Raw genomic sequence first — 18,797 nt, 5'->3', positions numbered from 1 at the left:
CGGCGCCTTCGAGCGGACCTCGACAACCGGGGGACCTCGGATATCCTCACGCTCTCGGATGTCTGCGTCAAAAACCCCACCCCTCCACGGCGCCCGCCTCGAATACGTTCGCCTGCCCTCGGCCATGCCGCGCGCCGGGGCGCCTTCCCTCGTATTCCTGCACGAAGGGATTGGCTCTGTCACGATGTGGCGGGATTTCCCGCAAAAGGTGGCCGATGCCACCGGCTGCGAGGCCGTGGTGTACGATCGCGCGGGGTATGGCGGATCCGAACCGGCGAGGCTGCCGCGCCGGCCGACATACATGCACGACGAGGGGCTGCTCGTGCTCCCGGCGCTGCTCGAAGCGCTCGGAATCGAACGGCCGATCCTGATGGGCCATTCCGACGGCGGCTCGATCGCGTTGATCTGCGCCGGGGGGACCGAGACGCCGCTCGCCGGCCTCGTCGTGATGGCGCCGCACGTGCTGGTGGAGGACATCTCGATCCGCAGCATCGAAAAGGCCAAGCGCGCGTATACGACCACCGATCTGCCGGCGCGGCTCGGCAAATACCACGGCGACGTGGACGCCGCGTTCTGGGGCTGGAACGATATCTGGCTGCACCCGGATTTCCGCGCCTGGAACATCGAGGAATACCTGCCGCGCATTCGCTGCCCGATCCTCGCGATCCAGGGCGTGGACGACGAGTATGGCACGATGGATCAGATCCACCGCATCGCCGCGCAGGCCAAGGACGTCGCGCTCGTCGAGCTCGACGCGTGCCGCCATTCCCCCCACAAGGACCAGCCGCAAGCGGTGATCGACGCGGTGCAGGCCTTCGTCGAGCGGCTGCTCTCCGAATCGGCTTGACGGTGCACGACCGCCCACGTAGCGAAAGGCAATGCGCACGTTGCGGCCCACGGCTCTCCTCCTCGCCTCCACGTCGATCGTCTCGTGCGGAGGCGCCGAGCCGGCCGTGACGAGCGCGCCGCCCGCGCGGAGCACCGTGGTGACAGCCACGGCAGCGCCGACCGGGGAGCCGAAGCCGCCAAAGCCCCCGAAGCCGGTCGCGGATCCGTGCGCGCGGCCGACGGCGCCCATCGAGGAGCTCACGACGGCCGAGGGCGCCACGGTGTTCACGACCGACGGCGCGTATCTCGTGTGGTCCGACGGGCACGCCGTCGTGCGCGCCGCAATGAACGGGGGCGATCGCAGGACGCTCGTCGCGGATGTGACGAAACAGTCGGTGGTCCGGGGGCTCGCGCTTTCCCAGGGAGAGGTCTGGTTTCGCGCGGAGGAGCGCTACGATCAGGGCTGCGCGGGGCTCCTCGGGTTCGTCGGGCAAAACGGCGGGCCGATGACGTCGGTGACGCCGGAAGGGTGCATTTCGGGGTTTGCTCTGACGCCCAATCGGGTCGTGTTCACGCGGGAAGAGTCGGTCCCGACGCAGTCGGGCATCTCGAGCGGGCTTTACGCGGCGCCACGAAAAGGAGGGCCCGGAAAAACCCTCCTGCGCCCGTTCGGCGGATCCCACGGCGTCGCGACGGACGGCGCGTTCGTTTATTTCCAGGGCGGTTACGACATGCTCCACCGCATGCCCGTGGACGGCGGCAGCGACGCCCAGGCGGTGTCGGACGGCAAGATCGGCGACGCGTTCGGCGGATACGACGGGCGCCGCTTCACGCTCGCCGGAAACGACATCTTCGCCTTGCACGGGCACCCGAACCTCGGCGGCATGAAGATCGCGCGGCTCACGAAGGACGGCAAGGACCCGCAGCTCCTCGGCCCCGCAGTCCCCGCGCATCCGAGCGGAGCGACGCTCCCCGCGGGGCCGCTCGTCACCGACGCGCAATTCGTGTATTGGGCGTCTCCCCTCCGCGGCGCTGTTCTTCGTGTCCCCAGAGATGGTTCCTGCGCGCCGTACGAAATTGCCACGGACCGCGAAAAGCCGGACTGGGTGGCGGTGGCGGGGTCGTACGTGTACTGGATGGATCTCGACGCCAAACCCCCGCGTATCGCCCGGCGCAAGCTGTACGAGGATCCCGAACCGCCCGTCGTCCCGGCTGCGACGACGGCGCTTCCGACGGCCGCGCCCACGCCGCCACCTGCGCCGCCCGCGCCCACGTTCGCCGCGCCCGAGCGGCCGTTCGTCCTCGCGGGCGAGTTCGCGGAGCCGACGACGGTCTCGTTTGCCGCCGGCAAGGTGTTCGTCTTGCTCCGGGATGACGGCCCGAAGCCGCGCAACGACGAGGACGCCCCGTCCCCGTACTGGATTCACGTCCTCGAATTGCGGGGGACGAAGTTCCAGCCGATCAAGAAGCATTGGATCGAAGGCCACCTCGTCGCCGAGCGGGTGGTCGAGAAAAACGGAAAGCTTTATCTCGTGGTGCGGAACCCCGACGCGCGGGGCGAGGCGCATTATTACGAGCCCCTTGGCGCGGGGAAGCAGCTCGCCGGGTACGACGGCGAATGGGAGGATCCGACCGGACCGAACATGCCGCCTTCGTGTGAAGCCGCGCCCCCGCCGGCCACAAAGCTCGCGCCGATGCGGGATCTCTACGGCTGGCCGAGGCTCGACGATGCGCGTTTCTTCATCGGGACGTCGTGCGACGGCAAACCCAAGATTCAGGTCCTCTTCCAGGACAAATCACAGATGATCGCCGCCGAGCCTTCCGACGAGCTCATGCACACGCAGCTCGGGATCCTCTGGAAGAGCACGGCCGGCGTGTTCCTCTTCGAAAAGGGGGCGTTCCGGCGTATCGCGGCGAGCCTGCCGAAGAATACGTGGGACGTCCTCCGCGCGCCCGACGGCACGATCGTCGCGCGCGGCCAGGAGAATTTCGCCCTTCGCGGCGAGGAATGGGCGCCCTGGCAGCTCGCAGGCGGCAGCGCCCGTTTCACGGTGGTGTCCGACGGCGCTGCGCTGTGGGCGCATGTCGGGGAGTCGTCGATCTATATCACCGAGCTACATCGGTACGCGCCCGGCGGCGCGAACGACGTGGCGCGCATCGACACGAGCACGGCCCGGCTCCCCAAGGGGCGCTGAGGGGAGCCGCGGGGCTCAGAAGCGGATCCCGTTCTCCGCCCGGTGCTTCCACCACTTCCAGCCGAGCACGGCCGCCGGGACCGCGGCGACGGTCGCGAGGACGGGCATGCCCGCCACGGCCAGAGCCACCGTGCCGGCCGTCACGACGCCCGCCTTGACCGCGTTTTTCTTGGACTCCTCGAGGACCTCGTTTCGGGACTTGCTCATGTCACGATCATGACACGCGCCGGGCAGGACAGGTAGCCCCTGCGTTCAGCCGCCCTTCCCTGCCCCTTCGAGGGGCTTGCCGAGCGCGACGAGGTGCTCGATGAGGTTCGTCACGTGCGGCACGCCGAGGCCCGTCACCGGATCCCAGTCGGCGCACGCGCTGTAGCCATCGACGCGCTGGACGACGGCCTTGCCCACGCTGTTCGCGACGCGCACGCAGACGTCGGTTTGTCCGATCGTGATGTCGCGGAACGCCGGGGGATCGGCCTTGCGCAGCGAATAGAGGGCCGGGTTGACGAAGCCGACCCGACCCTTGCCCGCCCGGCGCCGCCCCTCATTGGCGAGCGCGATGATCGCGGCCCATATCGGCGCGGCCATGCTCGTGCCGCCCGCGTAATCGATCCAGTTGCGGCCGATCACCGCCTGATAGCCGAGCGCGGAGAGCACCTCGCCCCGCTGCACCGAGGGGCCCGAGGCCATCAAGGCAACGTCGGGAAACCCGCGGCCATACGGGACGACCGCGGGTGAATTCGCGCCGCGCGCATACCATTTGCGCAAGCTGTCGCGTTGCCACGCGGGCGTGGGGACGTCCTGGCTGAAGCCGCCGCTCGATGCGAGCTGCGTGAATTGTACCATTTTGGCCACGGCGACCGGCGGCGGGCCACTCCAGGCGAGCTCGGTGAGCGGATCGAGGCAGGTGATCATGGTCCCGCCGACGCTGAGCACGCGCTCCTCGACCGCGGGAAACACGCCGTGCGGCCAGGGCGCGTCGCTCACGGCGTAGCCGTCGACCATGCGGCGCGGAATGCCGTCGAGCGCGCCCCAATCGCCCGCCGCGCTGACCACGGTGATCCCGAGCGCCGCGGCTTGATCGAGCAGGCCCGTGACGACGCTCGATCCGAAGATGCGATAATACTTCCGCTCGGGGGTGATCCAGCTCGTCGAGGCCACCGTGACGTCGCGGGCCTCGTCGCCGATGACGGCGAGCAGGAACATGGACCAGGGATCGGCGATGACCTCGGGGTCGACGAAATACACGACGAGCCGCGCCCCGGGCGCCATCGCGCCGGCCCAGGCGACGGTCATCGTGGCCTCGAGCCGGTGCAGCGGATCCACGAGCCGGCCACCGCGCGTGGGCCCGAGATCGATCATCTCCACCGCGGGCGGCGTGATGCCGTGCGCGCGCCAGAAGAGGTGCAGGTCGCCGATGTCGATGGAGCCGCCGAGCATGAGCAGCGCAATGGTCTCCCCCTCGCCCGTGAGGTGGTCCGGGAACGAATAAATGCGGCGGATGTCGGCGGGCGTGACGCCGGCGAGGTTCGGCGGGGGTTTTCCCGGTTCGCTGCGGACCGAAAAAGGAAATCCCTCGCGGAGCTCGACCGGAACTTCTTCTTGCCGCGCGCGGGAGACCATGGAGCTGCGGGCCTCGGGGGCGTTGCGCAGGCCGTGGACGGCCTGAATGAAGCCGGCGAGATCCCGCGGCACGGCGGTGTCGACGCGCGGGGCGCGGTGGCCGGTCGGTTCGCGGAGCCAATCGGCGAGGTGGCGGCCGAAGGCGCGGCGGATCGGCTCCTCGGGCGCGCGCACGACGATGAGCTGTCGGCCGACGGGCCCGGACGGCAGGGGTTCGAGGCCGGCGTGCCGGAGCCACGTGTGCACGGCGTCGATCTGCACGTCGTGGAGCGCGACGAGGCCCGCGAGCTCGGCGCGCGAGAGGTGATGGCCGAAGCGCGGGCTCGCGGGATCGGAGCCCTCGATTACGAAGTCCAGGAGCTCCGCGCGCGAACGTTCGTGGAGGATCACCGTGATGTCGATCGGCTCGTTCGGGCCCGGCGGCGGCGTCATGGACATGGGGCGAGCCTACCCGAGCCGGCTCGCGTGAGGCAAACGGGGGGCTTGGACGCGCGCCTCGGCTCGTGTTTGGCGCGGGCGGATGCTAGAGAGCCGGGATGTCCGAGGTCCAAACGCCCTCTCCTCGCGAGCGCTTGCACGAGCTCTTCCTCAAGGTCGACTCGTTTTTCGCGCGCGCGCAGAGCCGGCATGGCGAGGCCCTCACCTGCCACGCGGGCTGCGACGACTGCTGCCGGCGGCGATTCTCGGTCACGACGATCGAGGCGGCGGAGGTGCTGGAAGCGCTCGATCGCCTGCCCGCCGAGGAGCGGCAAAGGGTGGCGGCACGGGCGGCCGAGCCCGAGGGGACGGATTGTCCGGCCCTCGGCGAGGACGGCCGCTGCGCCGTGTACGAGGCGCGCCCCACGATCTGCCGGACGCACGGCTTGCCCATTCGTTTTACCGAACGAAAGGCCGGGCGATCGCTCCCGGTCGTCGACGCGTGCCCGAAGAACTTCGTCGGGCAGGATCTCGCGTCGCTGGATCCGTCGAGCGTGCTCGATCAAACGACGCTCTCGACGGTACTCGCGGCGCTCGACGCGGCGTACGCGGATGCGGAAGGGCTCTCACGCGGGCAGCGGATCGAGATGACGGCGCTCTGCGCCCCCTGACACGATCATCAGCCTTGACTAATATAAGCGGATGGTGATACTCATCCGCCGTGGAAGCGTTCGACGTCCTCGGGGACCCGGTCCGCCGCCGGATCCTCGAGCTGCTCGCCGACGGTGAGCAAACTTCTGGGGCGATCACCGAGGTCATCCAGAGGGAGTTCGGGATTTCGCAGCCGGCGGTATCGCTGCACCTGAAGGTGCTGCGGGACAACGGATTTGCCACGGTCCGGGCGGAGGGCACCCGCCGGCTGTATGCGGTCGACGTCCGGCCTTTGCAGGAGGTCGACCTGTGGCTCGATCGCTTCCGCCAATTCTGGGAGCAGCGCCTGGACGCGCTGGCCACGGAGCTCGCGCGCGGCAAACGCGAGCGCCGCTTGAAGGCCGAAGCGCGTTCGTCCACGAACGACGACACGACCCCAAGGGAGAAGGACAAACCATGATCGACCTCGTGAAGGAGCTCAACGCCGTCCATCGCTCGACCGGCCCCAAAACCATGCCCGGGGGCGAAGGCCACACGGTGAAGTTACGACGGAGCTACGATGCGGCGATCGAGGACGTCTGGGATGCGATCACGACCCCGGCCCGCGTCCAGCGCTGGTTTCTCCCCCTCACGGGCGACCTGCGCGTCGGCGGTCATTACCAGCTCAAAGGAAATGCCGGCGGCAAGATCCTGCGCTGCGAGCCTCCCCGCCTGCTCGAAGTGACGTGGACGGTGGCCCCGCAGGATGACGGGAACAGCAAGGTCGAGGTGCGGCTGTCGGTCGGCGAAAATGAGGAGACGGTCCTCGAGCTCGAGCACGCCGCCATCGCCCCGCCCGGCATGTGGCCCGAATACGGTCCCGGCGCCGTCGGCGTCGGCTGGGATCTCACGCTCCTCGGCCTGTGTTACGAGCTCCGTTCCTTGTTCATCGAAGACAAGGACGCCTGGGGGCTGACGCCGGAGGCGCGGATGTTCATCACCGGCAGCAGCGTCGCCTGGGGCGCCGCGAACCAGGCCGCCGGTGCATCGGCAGCCGATGCGCAGAAGGCCGTCGAGAACACGACCAAGTTTTACGCGCCAGACCCGACGCCGGGGACCTGAGCGACGTCGGCGTAGCGCAGCCCAGCACCGCGTCCTTTCGCGTGGCGAGGTTCGACAGCGGCGTCACTTCAGCTTGGCGAGCAGGAAGGCCCATTCGTCCTGGCCCATCGACGTGTCCACGCCGAGGGCCTCGATCTTGGCCACCACCGGCACCCCCGCAGCCTGCGCGGCCTGCATGACCGCGCGCGCATGGTAAGCGTGGTGAAAGAGCTCGCTCGTGTTCTTGGGGGACTCCACCGTCGCGAGCGCGTTGTGCACGTACACGGGCGGATCACCGGCGCTCAGCAGCCCGAGCATGTCGACGTCGGCGCGATAGGCCTGGATGGGCGGCGTATCGATCTCGCTCATCGATCCCATTCCGTAGAACGAGGCAAAGCGCTGCTCGAGCCCCAACGCGACGGCGGTGTCGACCATCGAGAAGCCGTATTCGGTGAAGACGACCGTCTCCCATTTGATCAGATCATACGTGGCCTGCGTGGCATTCGCCGCGACCGCGACCGGCCGGGTCGATTGCTTTGCCACCGGATCGGCGCTGCCGGCGACGGCCATGTCGTCGTGAAATGCGAGCCACAAGCTCGTGCCCGCGCCCGCCGAACTTCCCAGCAGCGCGACCTTGCTCGCGTCGAGGTTCAGCTCGCTCGCGTGGTACCGGAGGAACTGCAATGCACGCCGGCAGTCGCCGAGCGGCTTTGCGACCCCCTCGGTATCTACGGGATCGAGCAGCCGATAATTGAGGCTCGCCACGGCGACGCCTTGGGCGAGCACGCTCGTGACCTTCGCGTTGTACTTCTCCGCCTTGTCCCCGCCGGTGAACCCGCCGCCGTGGATGTAGATCAGGAGCGGTGTGGGCGCGGCGCTCTTCGGCAGGAAGATGTCGAACCGATGAAGCGGGTCCGAGCCATACGCGACGTCGGCGTAAAACGTCACGTCGATGCCATTCGTGGGGATCGGCGGCGTGGACGCTTCGGGCAAATCGAGATCGACGAAATACGGGCTCGGCTCCGCCCCTCCGGCTCCACCAACGCCACCGGCCCCTCCGACACCTCCGCCGTCACCCCCCGCGCCGCCGCCGCCGAGTCCCCCGGTGCCCGGGGCTCCACCGGCCGCGCCGCTGCCTCCCGAGCCCGTCGACGGGTTGTCGACGTTCTCCCCGCAGGCGAGGAGGGAAACGAACGCAAGCACACAAGCAAAGTAGGTACGCATGGGCCGCTCCTGTGGAAATCGCCCAACAGAACGAACGTTCGTTTACAAACAGTTACAGGCATCCTCGTGCGAGGGTCAACGGGATTCGCCGAGGATGGCCCCTGACAGACCGCCGAGGAGATGAGGATCGATTATAGATGCACTTCCATAAGCGCGAGAGGATTGGCGCCTCTGCGGGGATCGTGTAGCCCTCGTTCGGGCGATGAATCTTGCAGGCATCGACGTGAACCTCGTCGTCGCCCTGGACGCCCTTCTCCAGGAGCGCAGCGTCACGGAGGCCGCCAAGCGGATCGGGCTCAGCCAGCCGGCGATGAGCCACACGCTCGCCCGGCTCCGCGAGACGCTGGGCGATCCGCTGCTCGTGCGCGTGGGCCGCACCATGGCGCTCACGCCCCGCGCCGAGGCCCTCGTGCCCCGCGCCCGGGCCGTCGTCGAAGAGCTCGAAGCGCTGCTCGCGCCGCTGCCCTCGTTCGACCCGAAGACGAGCCGGCGCACGCTCAAGCTCGGGGCCACGGACTACGTGCAGTTCGTCCTTTTGCCCGCGCTCGAAGAAATCCTCTCCCGCGAAGCGCCGAACCTCACGCTGCACATCCTGCCCATCGGCGTTCCTCCGGCCGCCGATTCGCTCTGCGAGGGCGAAATGGATGTGGCGGTCGGGCGCTTCGAGCACGAATCGCTGCCCCTCGACGTGCGCCGCGTGCCGCTCTTCCAGGACACGTTCGTCGGCGTGGCGCGCGCCGATCACCCGCGGGCGCACGGAAAGCTCGATCTCGCGACGTACGCGGAGCTCTCGCACGTGCTCGTCTCCCCGCGCGGGACGCCGGGCGGGATCGTGGACGGCGCGCTCGCGAAACAGGGGCTCGTCCGCCGCGTGGCCCTCACCGTCCCGCATTTTTTGGTCGTGCCTCACATCGTGGCGACGTCGAATCACGTGACGACCATGCTCGCCCACGTGGCCGCGACGTTCACCGCGCTCCTGCCGCTCGCCACGTTCGAGCCGCCCCCCGAGCTCGACCTCGCGCCGGTCACGATGACGATGATGTGGCACGAAAGGACGCACGAGGATCCCGGCGCGCGCTGGCTCCGCGACGCGCTCGTACGAGCCGCGCGGCCGCTCGCCCACGCGCGAGGCGCGGAGCGCAATAAAAAGGCCCGAAGCCCCAAGGCCCCGCTCGCCCCCGAGCACGCCTCGTGACAAAGTCGAACGCGTCATGAGCGACGCGAGCCCGCAGGAGACGAAGGCGAACCCAGTCCCCCTCCCCGCGATCCCCGAGGTCGAGGTGCCGCCCATGCCGGCCATTCCCGAGGTCTTTGTGCCGAAGCTCGATCCGCCCGCCGGCGCAGGAGAAGGCCCGCGCGTCCCCGAGGCGCCGCCCCTTCCCCCGCCGCCCGTGATCCCCGAATCCCCGCTCGCGCCGCGCCCGCCGATCGCAGCGGCCCCCTCGGCCGCCGCCGACGCGCCGTACGTGCCGCCCATTCCCCCGGAGACCTATCCGGTGCCGGCCGCGCCCGAGGCCTACGCGACGCCCGAGCCGCCCGCCCCCTACCCGGTCCCCGAGCCGCCGGCCGCGTACCCCGTCCCCGAACCGCCCGCGCCGTATCCGGTCCCCGAACCGCCCGCCTGATCGCAAGGAACCTCGCCTCGCCCGGTTTCCGTTGCGGCACGCACGAGATCCACGTTCAGTCGGGCAGAACGATCCTCTACGATGCACGCGAGGACCATGCCCCACCTCGTCGTGCGCAAGCCGGGCCAGATGGCCTATTCCGTGCCGCTCCCGGACGTCCTCCACATCGGGCGGCACGAGCAAAACGAGCTCGTCCTCGACGATCACCAGGTCTCACGAAAACACGCGACGCTCACGCGCTCCGAAAAAGGCTTCGAGCTCTGCGACCTCGGCTCGCGGCACGGCACGCGGGTGAATGGCGAGCCGATCACGGCGCACACGCTCGTCGCCGGTGACCGGATCCAGATCGGCAACGTGCTGCTCGAGCTCCACGAGGAGGACGAGCGGACGATCGTGCACCACCAGGTCACGGCCGCGGGGCCGCCTCCGCGCAAGGCCGAGGCGGATCGGCGCCTGTCGCTCCTCTTCGACGTGAGCCGCGCGATCGGGGCGATGGGCGACACCGAGGTGATGCTCGGCGAAATGCTCGAAGCCATCGTGGACGTGCTCGGCGGCGAGCGCGCGCTCGTGGGGCTCGGCGACGCGACCCGCGGCATCGTGCGCCGCTATTGCCGGGCGCGGCGCGGCTCCTCGGCGGACGTGGTCCTCTCGCGCGCGGTGCTCGAAGCGACGCTCGGCCGGCGCGAGGCCGTCATCGTGCGCGACGCGCTGCGGGACGCGGGGCTCGCGACGATGCACCGCGAGCGGATCGTATCGGCGATGGCCGTGCCGCTCGGGCTCTCGGCGCGGCCGGTGGGCCTCTTGTACGTGGACGATCGGCAGGAGGCGGAGCGCTTTGGGCCGGACGATCTCGCGTATCTGACGGCGCTCGGGCACCTCGTCAGCGCGGCCCTGGAGAGCGCCGAGCGCTACCAGCGGGCGGAGGCCCTCGCGGAGGCGTTCACGGGGGGCGGCGTCGCGGAAGAAATCATCGGCCGGAGCGCGGCGATGACGCAGCTCCGGGCGCAGATCACGAAATACGCGGCGGCGGGGCACGCAAACGTGCTCGTGCGAGGCGAGAGCGGCTCCGGCAAGGAGCTCGTGGCGCGGGCGCTACACGAATCGAGCGCGCGCGCGGCGCGGCCCTTCGTGACGCTGAACTGCGCCGCGATCCCGGAGACGATGCTGGAGAGTGAGCTCTTCGGCTACGAGAAGGGCGCGTTCACGGGGGCGGTCGCGAAGAAACGCGGCAAATTCGCGCTCGCGGACGGGGGAACCTTGTTCCTCGACGAAATCGGCGATCTCGCGCTGCCGGCGCAAGCCAAGCTCCTGCGCGCGCTGCAGGAGGGCGAGATCCAGCCGCTCGGCGCGGAGCGGACGCAGAAGGTCGACGTGCGCGTGGTGAGCGCGACGCACAAGGACCTGATGAAGGAGATCACCGAGAAGCGGTTCCGCGAGGATCTGTACTATCGAATCGCAGTCGTCGAAATCGAGGTGCCGCCGCTGCGCGAGCGCGAGAGCGACGTCCTGCTCATCGCCATGGCGCTGATGCGCAAATCGGCGTCGGCCATGGGCAAACGAATCGAAGGATTTTCCGAGGCAGCGCAATCGGCGCTCCTGCGGCACGATTGGCCGGGCAACGTGCGCGAGCTCCGCAACGAGGTCGAGCGCGCGGTGATCCACGCGGACGGTCCGCTCGTGGACGCGCACGACCTCTCGCCGCGGCTCGGCGCGGCGCGGCCGAAGCCGGGGCAGCCGCGGGGCAAGAGCCTGGCCGAGCAATTCGCCGAGCTCGAACCGACGGAAAAAATGCTCGTGGAAGAGGCCATGTCGCGGGCGAAAGGCAACGTGAGCGAGGCGGCGCGGCTGCTCGGGATCACGCGCATCATGATGAAGCGGCGCGTGGATCGGCTGATGGGCGGCGGGGACGCGTAACGTCCCACGAGCACGCGGAGGCCATCGATCGATCAGGTGATCGATCGATGGATCGATCGATCGCCGATCGGATCGATCCCCGCGGGACCTGCGCGCGCGTCTCCCTCGAAAACCCCATGATCTTCGCTCGGTTCGGGGCTGGCACGGATCACGCAATCGCTCCCCGGCGAACGACGAGCCACCCCGCCCGATGAACGGCGCGGAAGGCGTGGCTCCCCGGAGGTCTCTCGCCATGCTCTCGACGACGCGTGTTTTCCGTTCCTCGCTCCGCTCGTTGCTCCTCGCCGCCCCGCTCGTGCTCTGCGCGGCCCCGATCGCCGGCTGCTTCGCCGACGCCGGCGCCGAGAACGAGGGCTTCACCGACGAGGATCCGCAGGCCCTCGTGACGGAGACCTGCAATGGCGTCGACGACGACGGCGACGAGCGGATCGACGAGGACGGGATCTGCGATTGCCAGACGTACGTGCAGGGCGGCCACGAATACCGCGTCTGCCAGGACCAGCTCGATCATGCAAAGGCGCAAGCGATGTGCGAGGGGCGCGGCTACGGCCTCGCCCGCATCGAGAACCTCCCCGAGAACACGTTCTTGCAGCCGTTCGCCGTGGGCACGCAAGGCTACTGGATCGACCTCCATGACCGCGTCACCGAGGGGGATTACCGCTGGTCGAACGGGTTTTCCGCGTCCTTCCTGAACTGGTCCACCGACGAGCCCAACAATGCCAACAACGAGGATTGCGGCATGATGTGGGACAAGCTCATCTGGTACGATGAGGAGTTCCATGCGTGCTTCACCACAGGCAAGGACGGCAAGCGCGTCGAAGTGCCCTGCGACGAGTCCATGAACGCGCCCTTCGAGACGCAATCGGTCCCGCCGGACCTCGGCTGCACGACGCCCGACGATTGCGACAGATCGGCCGGCGATACGAACGGCTGAGCTGTTCAGCGCGCCAAGAGCGACTCGATCCGCCCGACGCAGCGCTTCTCCCATTGCTCGGTCGCGCTGCACGCGGCGAGCGCCTCCCGCGCGAGCTTCGTCTTTTTCGCCGCGCGATACACGAGCCCGCGCCAGATCGCATCCTCGCACGACCCCCGCGCCGAGAGGCGCCCGAGCCATTCGACGGCGGCCTCGGGATCGACCCATAGGTAGGCGCCGACCATCGTCTTCGCGACCGACGGATCCGACGCGACCTTGGCGCGCATCTCGGCCTCGATCTCGGCGAGCCTGCGCCGGTGCTCCGGCAAAACGGCCTTTCTCCGGGCCTTCTCCACACGGAAAAGCCCGCGGATCGCCGCGGCCTCGGCCCATGCGCTGCCGGCGAGCGCCTCGACGTCCGTGATCTCCTGCTCGAACGCCCGCGCGGCCTCGTCGAGCCGCCCGATCCGGAGCAGCACCACGCCTCGCCGAAAATACACGCCCATCTGCTCCGGCGGAATGCCCGCCCGCCGCGCGAGCGACCGGGCGCCGAGCCGCCGCTCCTCCTCGTGGAACGTGATCAGCGCCTCGGACTTCTTCTCGGCGACGAGCATGCGATCATTCGCCAGCGCCAGGCTGACGGAATCCTTGAGCACCCGCCCCGAGAGGCTCCGATCGTGCTCGAGGACCCGCTCCAGCGAGAGCGCGGCCGCCTCGTCGTTGCACGCGCGATCCTGGAGCCGCGCGAGCGACAGATACACGTCCGCGAGCGCCGGGCCCACGCCGAGCGCCGCTTCACAGGCGGCCTCCGCGCGCTCGATCGCGGCATCCGTGGGTTTGTCGTCTCCCACTTCGATCGCCACCTGCATCAGGCGACAGCGCGTCACGAGCGCCATCGGATCCTGCGGCTTGTTCACGAGCGCGAGCTCGATCCCCGCATTCGCGTCGGCCAGCCGGGACGCCGGCGTCCCCTCCCCTGCGCCCATCGAGCGGACGAGCGCCCGCTCGACGAGGGCGGGGACATACCCCGGATCCGCGCCGATCGCGGCGTCGAGCAGGCGGAGCCCCTCGGAAAAGTGCTCCTTCCGCGGCCCGGGCCCCACCATTTTGTAATAATCGAGCAGGCTCCTCTTCGCCGCCTCGTTCGTCGTGCCGAGCATGGCCCGGCGGCGCTTGCCCCAATGGCGCACGACGAGCCGCGCCTCGTCGAGCACGCGGCTCCGCAGGGCCGAAAGCGATGGCGCGACGTCCTTGTCCACCGCAGCGATCTCGACGGGCTCGCCCGGCAAGGCTTCTTGTTCGTCGCCCACCGGATCGAGCTGCGCGGAGAGCCGGAGCGTCTCCCCCACGCGCTGCACACTCCCGCGCACCCAAAACGCGACCCCCGCCGCCCGCGCCGCGTCCCGATTCGCCAGCGCGACCTCCGAGAGCCGCACCTCCGGCATCGTGCGGAGCCCTGCCCGCACGACCTCGGGCGCGCTGAGGGACAAACCATTCCACGCCGTCTCTCCCGTGAGGTTTTCGAAGGGAAGCACGACGAGGGTCGCGCGCTCATCCACGTCCGCGCTCGGCGCAAGGTGCGGCGCGGGCTCTTCTTCGTCTTCGTCGCCGGGAAAAGGGCTCCAAGCGTCGGGAAGAGGATTCCAATGGCGAAGGTCTCCGCGCGGGAGCTGCGCCAGGAGGAAAAGGCCGACGAACAGGAACAGCGGCGCCAGGGCGAGCCGCCGCCATGGAAACGTTCGCGGCGCGGGGGAGGCCGCGGGCTCGGGCTCGGACACCCCTCGGAGCGTGCTCCGGGCCGGCGTCGTGTCCCGCGCCCGCGCGAGCGCGGCCGCGAGCTCGCCCGCGGAGGCGAATCGACCGTCCGGATCCTTGGCGAGCGCACGCCCAAAGACCTCCCGAAGGCCCTGGAGCACGGGCTCCGCCAGACCAGGCACGTCGAGCTCGGGCGGGTCGCTGCGCAGAATCGCGGTCGAAATCGTCCCGGGCGCGCCGTCGCCGAACGGCGATCGCCCCGAAAGGAGCTCGTATCCCACGATGCCCAGGGCAAACACGTCGCTCCGGATGTCGATCGTCTCGCCTTTGAGCTGCTCGGGCGACATGTACGCGGGCGTGCCGGCCGCGCCCGCCGCCGTCGTCGCAGCGCCACTTCCCGGCTCACGCGCGAGGCCGAAGTCGGCGACGAGGCAACGACCATCGCGCCGAACGAGGACGTTCTCGGGCTTGAGATCCCGATGCACGACGCCCCGCTCGTGGGCGGCGGCGACGCCGTCGACGATCTGCTGAAACAGGTCGAGCGCGCGCGCGGACGCGAGGGGCCCGGCCACGAGCAGATGCCGGAGCGTGGTGCCCGGGGCGAGCTCCATCGTGAGGAACGTCAGCGCCTCGGACTCGCCGAGATCGAAGACACGGCACACGTTCGGATGCGTGATCTTCCGGGCGATCTTGACCTCGTCGCGCAGCCGCGCGAGCGCCGCGGGATCACCGACGCGGTCGGGCAAGATGACCTTGAGGGCGACATCCTCGTCGAGCGCTCGATCATGCACGCGCCACACCGCGCCCATGCCGCCCGCGCCGAGGCGCGCGAGGACCTCGTACCGCCCGGCCACGACCTGGCCCACGCGGAGCACCTCGCCGGAGGCCACGGAAATGACCTCCGGCGCTTCGGGCGCCGTGGGCAAACCGGAGAGCTCGGGCTTCACCATGGGGGGAGCGTACCTGGGAAGCGCCGCGCCGGGGCGCTCCCCCGGACCCCGCGAGGGGCTGTCCGCCCCCTCGACCCCGGACCAGGCACAGCCTGGACCGAGGGTTGAAAAACTGCGCTCCGCGCAGTTTTTCAAACGGACCGACGAAGAACCCAGGTTGCCAGCAGAACCCGCAGCGCGGCAGTTTTCGTGGGCAACGTCGCTGCTGGTCTTGACCGGGCCTGTTCGATGAACTGCGCGGAGCGCAGTTCATCGATCCTGGGTCCAGCCCCTGGCTGGTCCGGGTGCAGGGGCGGACAGCCCCTGCTGGGGCCTGGGGCAAAGCCCCAGCTCCGCGCCATCGGCGTGTCCGAGCCGCAGGGAGCGGAAGGCTACGGCAGCCTCTCCGAGAGCCACCTTTCCCCTCGCCCCGTGTCGACCCCGAAGCGTCGCAGCCCCGGGAACACCACGAGGGACATGGTCTCGCCAAAGATCCGCCTCCGTTCGGCGCGATCCAGCGCGCCGAGGCCGGAGAGCGCCTCTTGTGCCGGGTGCTCTGCCCAGGACGCGAAGAGCTCCTCGGAGATCGTGCCCGCGAGCATCGCCGGGAGCGAGGGGCCCACGACATCCACGGCGCCGCGCTCGTGCTCGGCCGCGAGGTGCGCCCACCCGAGCCGCGCGTGGTCGACCTCGTCGCGCAGGATCGATTGCATGGTTTCACGCACGAGCGGTTCGGTCGCGCGCGCGACGAGCTCGCCGAGCAACGCCGCGCTCAGCGTCTCCGTGACGCACGACATCGCGACGACCTCATAAAGCAGCCGCTCACGCGGCCCGAGCCCGCCGGGCGTGACCCCGCGTGGAGCGGGCACGGCCTCGAGCTCGAAGGGCCGCCCCCCGAGCTCGCGCACGAGCGCCCCACATCGCTCCGCGTGGCGCCGCTCGTCCTCGGCCGCCTCGCGGGCCATCGTGACCACGGGCGCCACGGCGTCGCACGCCGCGAGCTCGCCCGCGAGCCGCGTGAACCGCGCGGCCGCTTCGAGCTCGGCCCGCGCGCGGTGCCGCCAGATCTGCGCCGCCGCTTCACGCGCGGCCGTGGCGCCGACGTCAGCCACCGCAGCAGCCCTCCCCGGCATTGCCCGCCTCGCAGAATCCGGCGCAGCACGGCTCCGTATTGAGGCAATTTTCAGCCCAGCAGCACGGGCAGCCACAAGGATCGCTCGGGTCGCCTGGGGGCAGCGAGCATTCGAGGTTGCTCGCGCCGCCCGCGCCGCCGCTCCCCGACGTCGCGCCCTCGCCGCCTGCGCCGCCGCTCCCCGATGTCGCGCCCTCGCCGCCCGCGCCGCCGCTCCCCGTCGTCGCGCCCTCCCCGCCGCTTCCGCCCGCTCCATTCCCGCCGTTCCCGCCGTTCACGCTGCTCGTGCCCGCCGCGCCCCCGTCGCCGCCGTTCCCCCCGTCGCTCGCTTGGTTGCAAGCCGTGAGACCGAGCGCCGCGCCTCCCAGGACCAGGACATTGAAAAGCTTTTCGATGTTCATTGCATCCCTCACGTCAAGCAGAACGGATCCGAGCGGAGTCCCGTGCGCCGCACGGGTCCACCCTTGGTTCTTCCTAAGATGCTCGCCCTCGAATGTCCTGTGAATCGGAATGTTCGATACTGTATCGTTCGGGACGACCGAACGATGAACGATCCCCCTTCCCTCCGCCCCGGCGCCTCCCTCCCTGACCTCGAATCGCTGCGTTGCTTCCTGGCCGCGGCGCGCCACCTGAGCTTTCGCGTGGCGGCGCGCGTGGTCGCGTTATCGCCCGCGGCGTTCAGCGATCGCATCCAGCGCCTCGAAGACACGCTCGGCGCGTCCCTGTTCGACCGCACGACCCGCCGCGTCGCGCTCACCGCCGCGGGCGAACGCCTCGTGCCGGAGGCGCAACGTTGCCTCGATCAGGCGCGGCGGTGCGGCGAGGTCGTGCTCCACGAAGACGGCGCGCCCATGCCGTACGAGCTCACGATTGGCACGCGCTTCGAGCTCGGCCTGAGCTGGCTCGTCCCGGCGCTCGACGCGCTCGACACGGCACGCCCCGAACGCAGGCTTCACCTGTATTTCGGCGATACGCCGGAGCTCGTCCGGCAGGCGCAGCGCGATGGAATCGACGCCTTCATCACGAGCGCGCGGCTCTCGGACGCAGGTTTTTCCTACGCGCGCCTGCACGAGGAGCGGTACGTCTTCGTCGGGCAACGAGAGCTCCTCGCGGGCCGTCCGCTCGCGTGTCGCGAAGATTGCGCCGCGCACACGCTGCTCGATACGCACCGCGACCTGCCGCTCTTTCGCTATTTCCTCGACACCCGCCCGGGGAGCGAGGATTGGGCCTTCCGGCGCGTGGAGTACCTCGGCACGATAGGCGCCGTGCGGCTGCGCGCCCTCGCGGGCGCGGGGGTCGCCGTGCTGCCGCACTACTTCGTGGAGGGGGATCTGCGACAGGGCCAGCTCATGCAGATCTTGCCGAAGGTAAAGCTACCAATCGACTGGTTCCGGCTCGTCTGGCGCGAGGGGCACCCGCGGGAGGTCGCGCTCCGAAAGCTGGCCGAGGACCTCGTCGCGCACCCGCTCCGGTGACGCCGGGTGGACACGGCCCTTTCCCCGAATCACCTCCTGCGTCCGCGCGCGGGCTCCTGCCACACGAGCGCCGGCCCGAAGCCCCAGAGCCGTTTCTCGACGCGCGCGAGCAGCGAGGAGGCGGGAATCAGGCCCGCGTGCGCGCGGCTCGCGTCGCGGATCACGCGCCAGCTCTCGACCAGCATCGGCGGCACCGAGAATCGCGGACGTCGGGCCCGCGCGCCTTCGATTCGCAACGCGAGGGCCTCCACGTCGGGATGCGCGAATAGTCGATTCCGGGATTCGCAAACACGAAGGCCAGCCGGTCGTGGACGCGCGCTTCGCTATAGCCATGCATGAAGTTGATCTCGGCCGCCCCGCTGGGGCTATACCCGGGCAACTCCAGCACCTGCGAGAATTCGCCGATCCGCGCCAGGTAGAGCCCCGCGGGGAGCTCGAGCTCGACGCGCTCGCTCCGGACCGTCTGCTGGACGACCGGTCGGAGGTCGCCGTCGAGCACGACGAGCCGCTCGCCGACATGCTCCGGCCAGGCGTGGATCACGAGCTTGAACTTCGCCTGCGGCGCGCGCGCGAGCAGGAGCTTCGTCACCTGGGGATCGTCAAAAGGCGTATACGGCTCCTTGCCGATGCTCGGATTGGGGTTCGCCCGCATCTCCACGGGGAGGAGCTTTCTCATGTTGGCGTGCAGGTAATCGGCGAGCGCTCCGGCCGTGATGTTCCCCTGCGCGTCGCTCGCGCCGCCGCGAAGGCTGCGGGCCCGGCGTCGCGCAGCAGTCCATGAAAACGACGACCTGCTTGAACATCGCGGGATGGACGACGCACGCACGCACGAGCCTGGGGATGTTCGCGTGGTTGAATTTGCGCGCCGTCGCGTTCGCCGTCACGAGGACGTTCGCGTCGAGGCTCCCGGATTCGAACATCTGGCAACCATGACCGGAGACGTACAGGTAAAGCCGCCTCGCTTGCGGCCCGTTGTCCTCCGCCTTCGCCTGCACCTCGTCGAGGATCATCGTGATGGCGCCGGCGACGGTGACCTCGT

Annotated in this window: 19 protein-coding genes; 11 read left to right on the top strand and 8 right to left on the bottom strand. The window is 69.7% G+C overall.

All coding sequences use genetic code 11. The features are described from left to right. Nucleotides 1-58: 58 nt before the first annotated feature. Together POL67_RS22300 and POL67_RS22295 are read left to right on the top strand one after the other, a co-directional pair. Nucleotides 59-847, top strand: coding sequence for an alpha/beta fold hydrolase (locus POL67_RS22300; protein WP_271920228.1), 789 nt, complete (start codon nucleotides 59-61; stop codon nucleotides 845-847). Between the two features lie 31 nt (nucleotides 848-878). Next, nucleotides 879-3,023 carry a hypothetical protein gene (locus tag POL67_RS22295; protein WP_271920226.1) on the top strand — a complete coding sequence of 715 codons (2,145 nt, stop codon included), beginning with the start codon at nucleotides 879-881 and terminating at the stop codon, nucleotides 3,021-3,023. Nucleotides 3,024-3,038: 15 nt separating this feature from the next. Here the strand turns inward: POL67_RS22295 and POL67_RS22290 are convergent, their stop codons facing one another. Beyond that, on the bottom strand, nucleotides 3,039-3,230 hold the full coding sequence (locus POL67_RS22290; RefSeq protein WP_271920224.1) for a hypothetical protein: 192 nt from the start codon (nucleotides 3,228-3,230) through the stop codon (nucleotides 3,039-3,041). A 45-nt stretch (nucleotides 3,231-3,275) separates the two neighbouring features. Continuing rightward, on the bottom strand, nucleotides 3,276-5,081 hold the full coding sequence (locus POL67_RS22285; protein ID WP_271920222.1) for a S53 family peptidase: 1,806 nt from the start codon (nucleotides 5,079-5,081) through the stop codon (nucleotides 3,276-3,278). Nucleotides 5,082-5,179: 98 nt separating this feature from the next. Between POL67_RS22285 and POL67_RS22280 the strand changes: the two genes are divergently transcribed. Genes POL67_RS22280 through POL67_RS22270 form a run of 3 tightly spaced genes read left to right on the top strand, consistent with a single transcriptional unit; the run spans nucleotide 5,180 to nucleotide 6,812 of the window. Next, complete coding sequence (locus POL67_RS22280) at nucleotides 5,180-5,731, top strand: YkgJ family cysteine cluster protein (RefSeq protein ID WP_271920220.1); 552 nt, start codon at nucleotides 5,180-5,182, stop codon at nucleotides 5,729-5,731. Nucleotides 5,732-5,781: 50 nt separating this feature from the next. Next, entirely contained in the window at nucleotides 5,782-6,171 is a 390-nt protein-coding gene (locus POL67_RS22275; protein ID WP_271920219.1) for an ArsR/SmtB family transcription factor, read from the top strand. Next, nucleotides 6,168-6,812, top strand: a complete 645-nt coding sequence (locus POL67_RS22270; protein ID WP_271920218.1) for an SRPBCC family protein — start codon at nucleotides 6,168-6,170, stop codon at nucleotides 6,810-6,812. The genes POL67_RS22275 and POL67_RS22270 overlap by 4 nt, the downstream gene beginning before the upstream one ends. A gap of 63 nt (nucleotides 6,813-6,875) precedes the next feature. Here POL67_RS22270 and POL67_RS22265 read toward each other — a convergent pair whose 3' ends face one another. Continuing rightward, the gene (locus POL67_RS22265; protein WP_271920216.1) at nucleotides 6,876-8,015 is read right to left on the bottom strand and encodes an alpha/beta hydrolase; all 1,140 of its coding nucleotides are present in this window, start codon (nucleotides 8,013-8,015) and stop codon (nucleotides 6,876-6,878) included. A gap of 202 nt (nucleotides 8,016-8,217) precedes the next feature. On the opposite strand from POL67_RS22265, the gene POL67_RS22260 reads away from it, so the two are divergent. The 4 genes from POL67_RS22260 to POL67_RS22245 all read left to right on the top strand — a co-directional run bounded on the left by POL67_RS22260 (nucleotide 8,218) and on the right by POL67_RS22245 (nucleotide 12,488). Beyond that, nucleotides 8,218-9,210 (top strand): LysR family transcriptional regulator, encoded by a 993-nt coding sequence (locus POL67_RS22260; protein ID WP_271920214.1) that lies wholly within the window; start codon nucleotides 8,218-8,220, stop codon nucleotides 9,208-9,210. Between the two features lie 16 nt (nucleotides 9,211-9,226). After that, nucleotides 9,227-9,640 carry a hypothetical protein gene (locus POL67_RS22255; RefSeq protein ID WP_271920212.1) on the top strand — a complete coding sequence of 138 codons (414 nt, stop codon included), beginning with the start codon at nucleotides 9,227-9,229 and terminating at the stop codon, nucleotides 9,638-9,640. An 81-nt stretch (nucleotides 9,641-9,721) separates the two neighbouring features. Next, complete coding sequence (locus POL67_RS22250) at nucleotides 9,722-11,554, top strand: sigma 54-interacting transcriptional regulator (RefSeq protein WP_271920210.1); 1,833 nt, start codon at nucleotides 9,722-9,724, stop codon at nucleotides 11,552-11,554. 232 nt (nucleotides 11,555-11,786) lie between these two features. Next, on the top strand, nucleotides 11,787-12,488 hold the full coding sequence (locus POL67_RS22245) for a C-type lectin domain-containing protein (protein WP_271920208.1): 702 nt from the start codon (nucleotides 11,787-11,789) through the stop codon (nucleotides 12,486-12,488). Nucleotides 12,489-12,493: 5 nt separating this feature from the next. On the opposite strand, the gene POL67_RS22240 is transcribed toward POL67_RS22245, so the two are convergent. From POL67_RS22240 to POL67_RS22230, 3 genes are all read right to left on the bottom strand, one after another. Beyond that, the gene (locus POL67_RS22240) at nucleotides 12,494-15,172 is read right to left on the bottom strand and encodes a protein kinase domain-containing protein (protein WP_271920206.1); all 2,679 of its coding nucleotides are present in this window, start codon (nucleotides 15,170-15,172) and stop codon (nucleotides 12,494-12,496) included. Nucleotides 15,173-15,543: 371 nt separating this feature from the next. Beyond that, nucleotides 15,544-16,263, bottom strand: a complete 720-nt coding sequence (locus tag POL67_RS22235; RefSeq protein WP_271920204.1) for a ferritin-like domain-containing protein — start codon at nucleotides 16,261-16,263, stop codon at nucleotides 15,544-15,546. Beyond that, the gene (locus POL67_RS22230) at nucleotides 16,256-16,684 is read right to left on the bottom strand and encodes a hypothetical protein (protein WP_271920203.1); all 429 of its coding nucleotides are present in this window, start codon (nucleotides 16,682-16,684) and stop codon (nucleotides 16,256-16,258) included. The genes POL67_RS22235 and POL67_RS22230 overlap by 8 nt, the downstream gene beginning before the upstream one ends. A 144-nt stretch (nucleotides 16,685-16,828) precedes the next feature. Between POL67_RS22230 and POL67_RS22225 the strand changes: the two genes are divergently transcribed. Then, nucleotides 16,829-17,758: a LysR family transcriptional regulator gene (locus POL67_RS22225; RefSeq protein ID WP_271920201.1), complete on the top strand. Its 930-nt coding sequence runs from the start codon at nucleotides 16,829-16,831 to the stop codon at nucleotides 17,756-17,758. Between the two features lie 29 nt (nucleotides 17,759-17,787). On the opposite strand, the gene POL67_RS22220 is transcribed toward POL67_RS22225, so the two are convergent. Together POL67_RS22220 and POL67_RS22215 are read right to left on the bottom strand one after the other, a co-directional pair. Next, complete coding sequence (locus POL67_RS22220) at nucleotides 17,788-17,943, bottom strand: hypothetical protein (RefSeq protein ID WP_271920199.1); 156 nt, start codon at nucleotides 17,941-17,943, stop codon at nucleotides 17,788-17,790. Continuing rightward, complete coding sequence (locus tag POL67_RS22215; RefSeq protein WP_271920197.1) at nucleotides 17,919-18,434, bottom strand: hypothetical protein; 516 nt, start codon at nucleotides 18,432-18,434, stop codon at nucleotides 17,919-17,921. The genes POL67_RS22220 and POL67_RS22215 overlap by 25 nt, the downstream gene beginning before the upstream one ends. Nucleotides 18,435-18,535: 101 nt before the next feature. Here POL67_RS22215 and POL67_RS22210 point away from each other — a divergent pair, with 101 nt between their 5' ends. After that, a complete protein-coding gene (locus tag POL67_RS22210; RefSeq protein WP_271920195.1) occupies nucleotides 18,536-18,691 on the top strand; it encodes a hypothetical protein in 156 nt (51 codons plus the stop codon). Nucleotides 18,692-18,797 lie beyond the last annotated feature (106 nt).

The organism is Polyangium mundeleinium (assembly GCF_028369105.1).
GTDB classification, from domain to species: domain Bacteria; phylum Myxococcota_A; class Polyangia; order Polyangiales; family Polyangiaceae; genus Polyangium; species Polyangium mundeleinium.
This window is presented reverse-complemented; position numbering and strand designations above follow the sequence as displayed.

Bases quoted from the DNA above. Each gene is read 5' to 3' on its own strand.
- POL67_RS22290 (WP_271920224.1), bottom strand. From the start codon at position 3,230: ATGAGCAAGTCCCGAAACGAGGTCCTCGAGGAGTCCAAGAAAAACGCG.
- POL67_RS22270 (WP_271920218.1), top strand. From the start codon at position 6,168: ATGATCGACCTCGTGAAGGAGCTCAACGCCGTCCATCGCTCGACCGGC.
- POL67_RS22230 (WP_271920203.1), bottom strand. From the start codon at position 16,684: ATGAACATCGAAAAGCTTTTCAATGTCCTGGTCCTGGGAGGCGCGGCG.
- POL67_RS22280 (WP_271920220.1), top strand. From the start codon at position 5,180: ATGTCCGAGGTCCAAACGCCCTCTCCTCGCGAGCGCTTGCACGAGCTC.
- POL67_RS22215 (WP_271920197.1), bottom strand. From the start codon at position 18,434: ATGAGAAAGCTCCTCCCCGTGGAGATGCGGGCGAACCCCAATCCGAGC.
- POL67_RS22285 (WP_271920222.1), bottom strand. From the start codon at position 5,081: ATGTCCATGACGCCGCCGCCGGGCCCGAACGAGCCGATCGACATCACG.
- POL67_RS22245 (WP_271920208.1), top strand. From the start codon at position 11,787: ATGCTCTCGACGACGCGTGTTTTCCGTTCCTCGCTCCGCTCGTTGCTC.
- POL67_RS22210 (WP_271920195.1), top strand. From the start codon at position 18,536: ATGAAAACGACGACCTGCTTGAACATCGCGGGATGGACGACGCACGCA.
- POL67_RS22255 (WP_271920212.1), top strand. From the start codon at position 9,227: ATGAGCGACGCGAGCCCGCAGGAGACGAAGGCGAACCCAGTCCCCCTC.
- POL67_RS22250 (WP_271920210.1), top strand. From the start codon at position 9,722: ATGCACGCGAGGACCATGCCCCACCTCGTCGTGCGCAAGCCGGGCCAG.
- POL67_RS22260 (WP_271920214.1), top strand. From the start codon at position 8,218: ATGAATCTTGCAGGCATCGACGTGAACCTCGTCGTCGCCCTGGACGCC.
- POL67_RS22220 (WP_271920199.1), bottom strand. From the start codon at position 17,943: ATGCTGGTCGAGAGCTGGCGCGTGATCCGCGACGCGAGCCGCGCGCAC.
- POL67_RS22295 (WP_271920226.1), top strand. From the start codon at position 879: ATGCGCACGTTGCGGCCCACGGCTCTCCTCCTCGCCTCCACGTCGATC.
- POL67_RS22225 (WP_271920201.1), top strand. From the start codon at position 16,829: ATGAACGATCCCCCTTCCCTCCGCCCCGGCGCCTCCCTCCCTGACCTC.
- POL67_RS22265 (WP_271920216.1), bottom strand. From the start codon at position 8,015: ATGCGTACCTACTTTGCTTGTGTGCTTGCGTTCGTTTCCCTCCTCGCC.
- POL67_RS22240 (WP_271920206.1), bottom strand. From the start codon at position 15,172: ATGGTGAAGCCCGAGCTCTCCGGTTTGCCCACGGCGCCCGAAGCGCCG.
- POL67_RS22300 (WP_271920228.1), top strand. From the start codon at position 59: ATGTCTGCGTCAAAAACCCCACCCCTCCACGGCGCCCGCCTCGAATAC.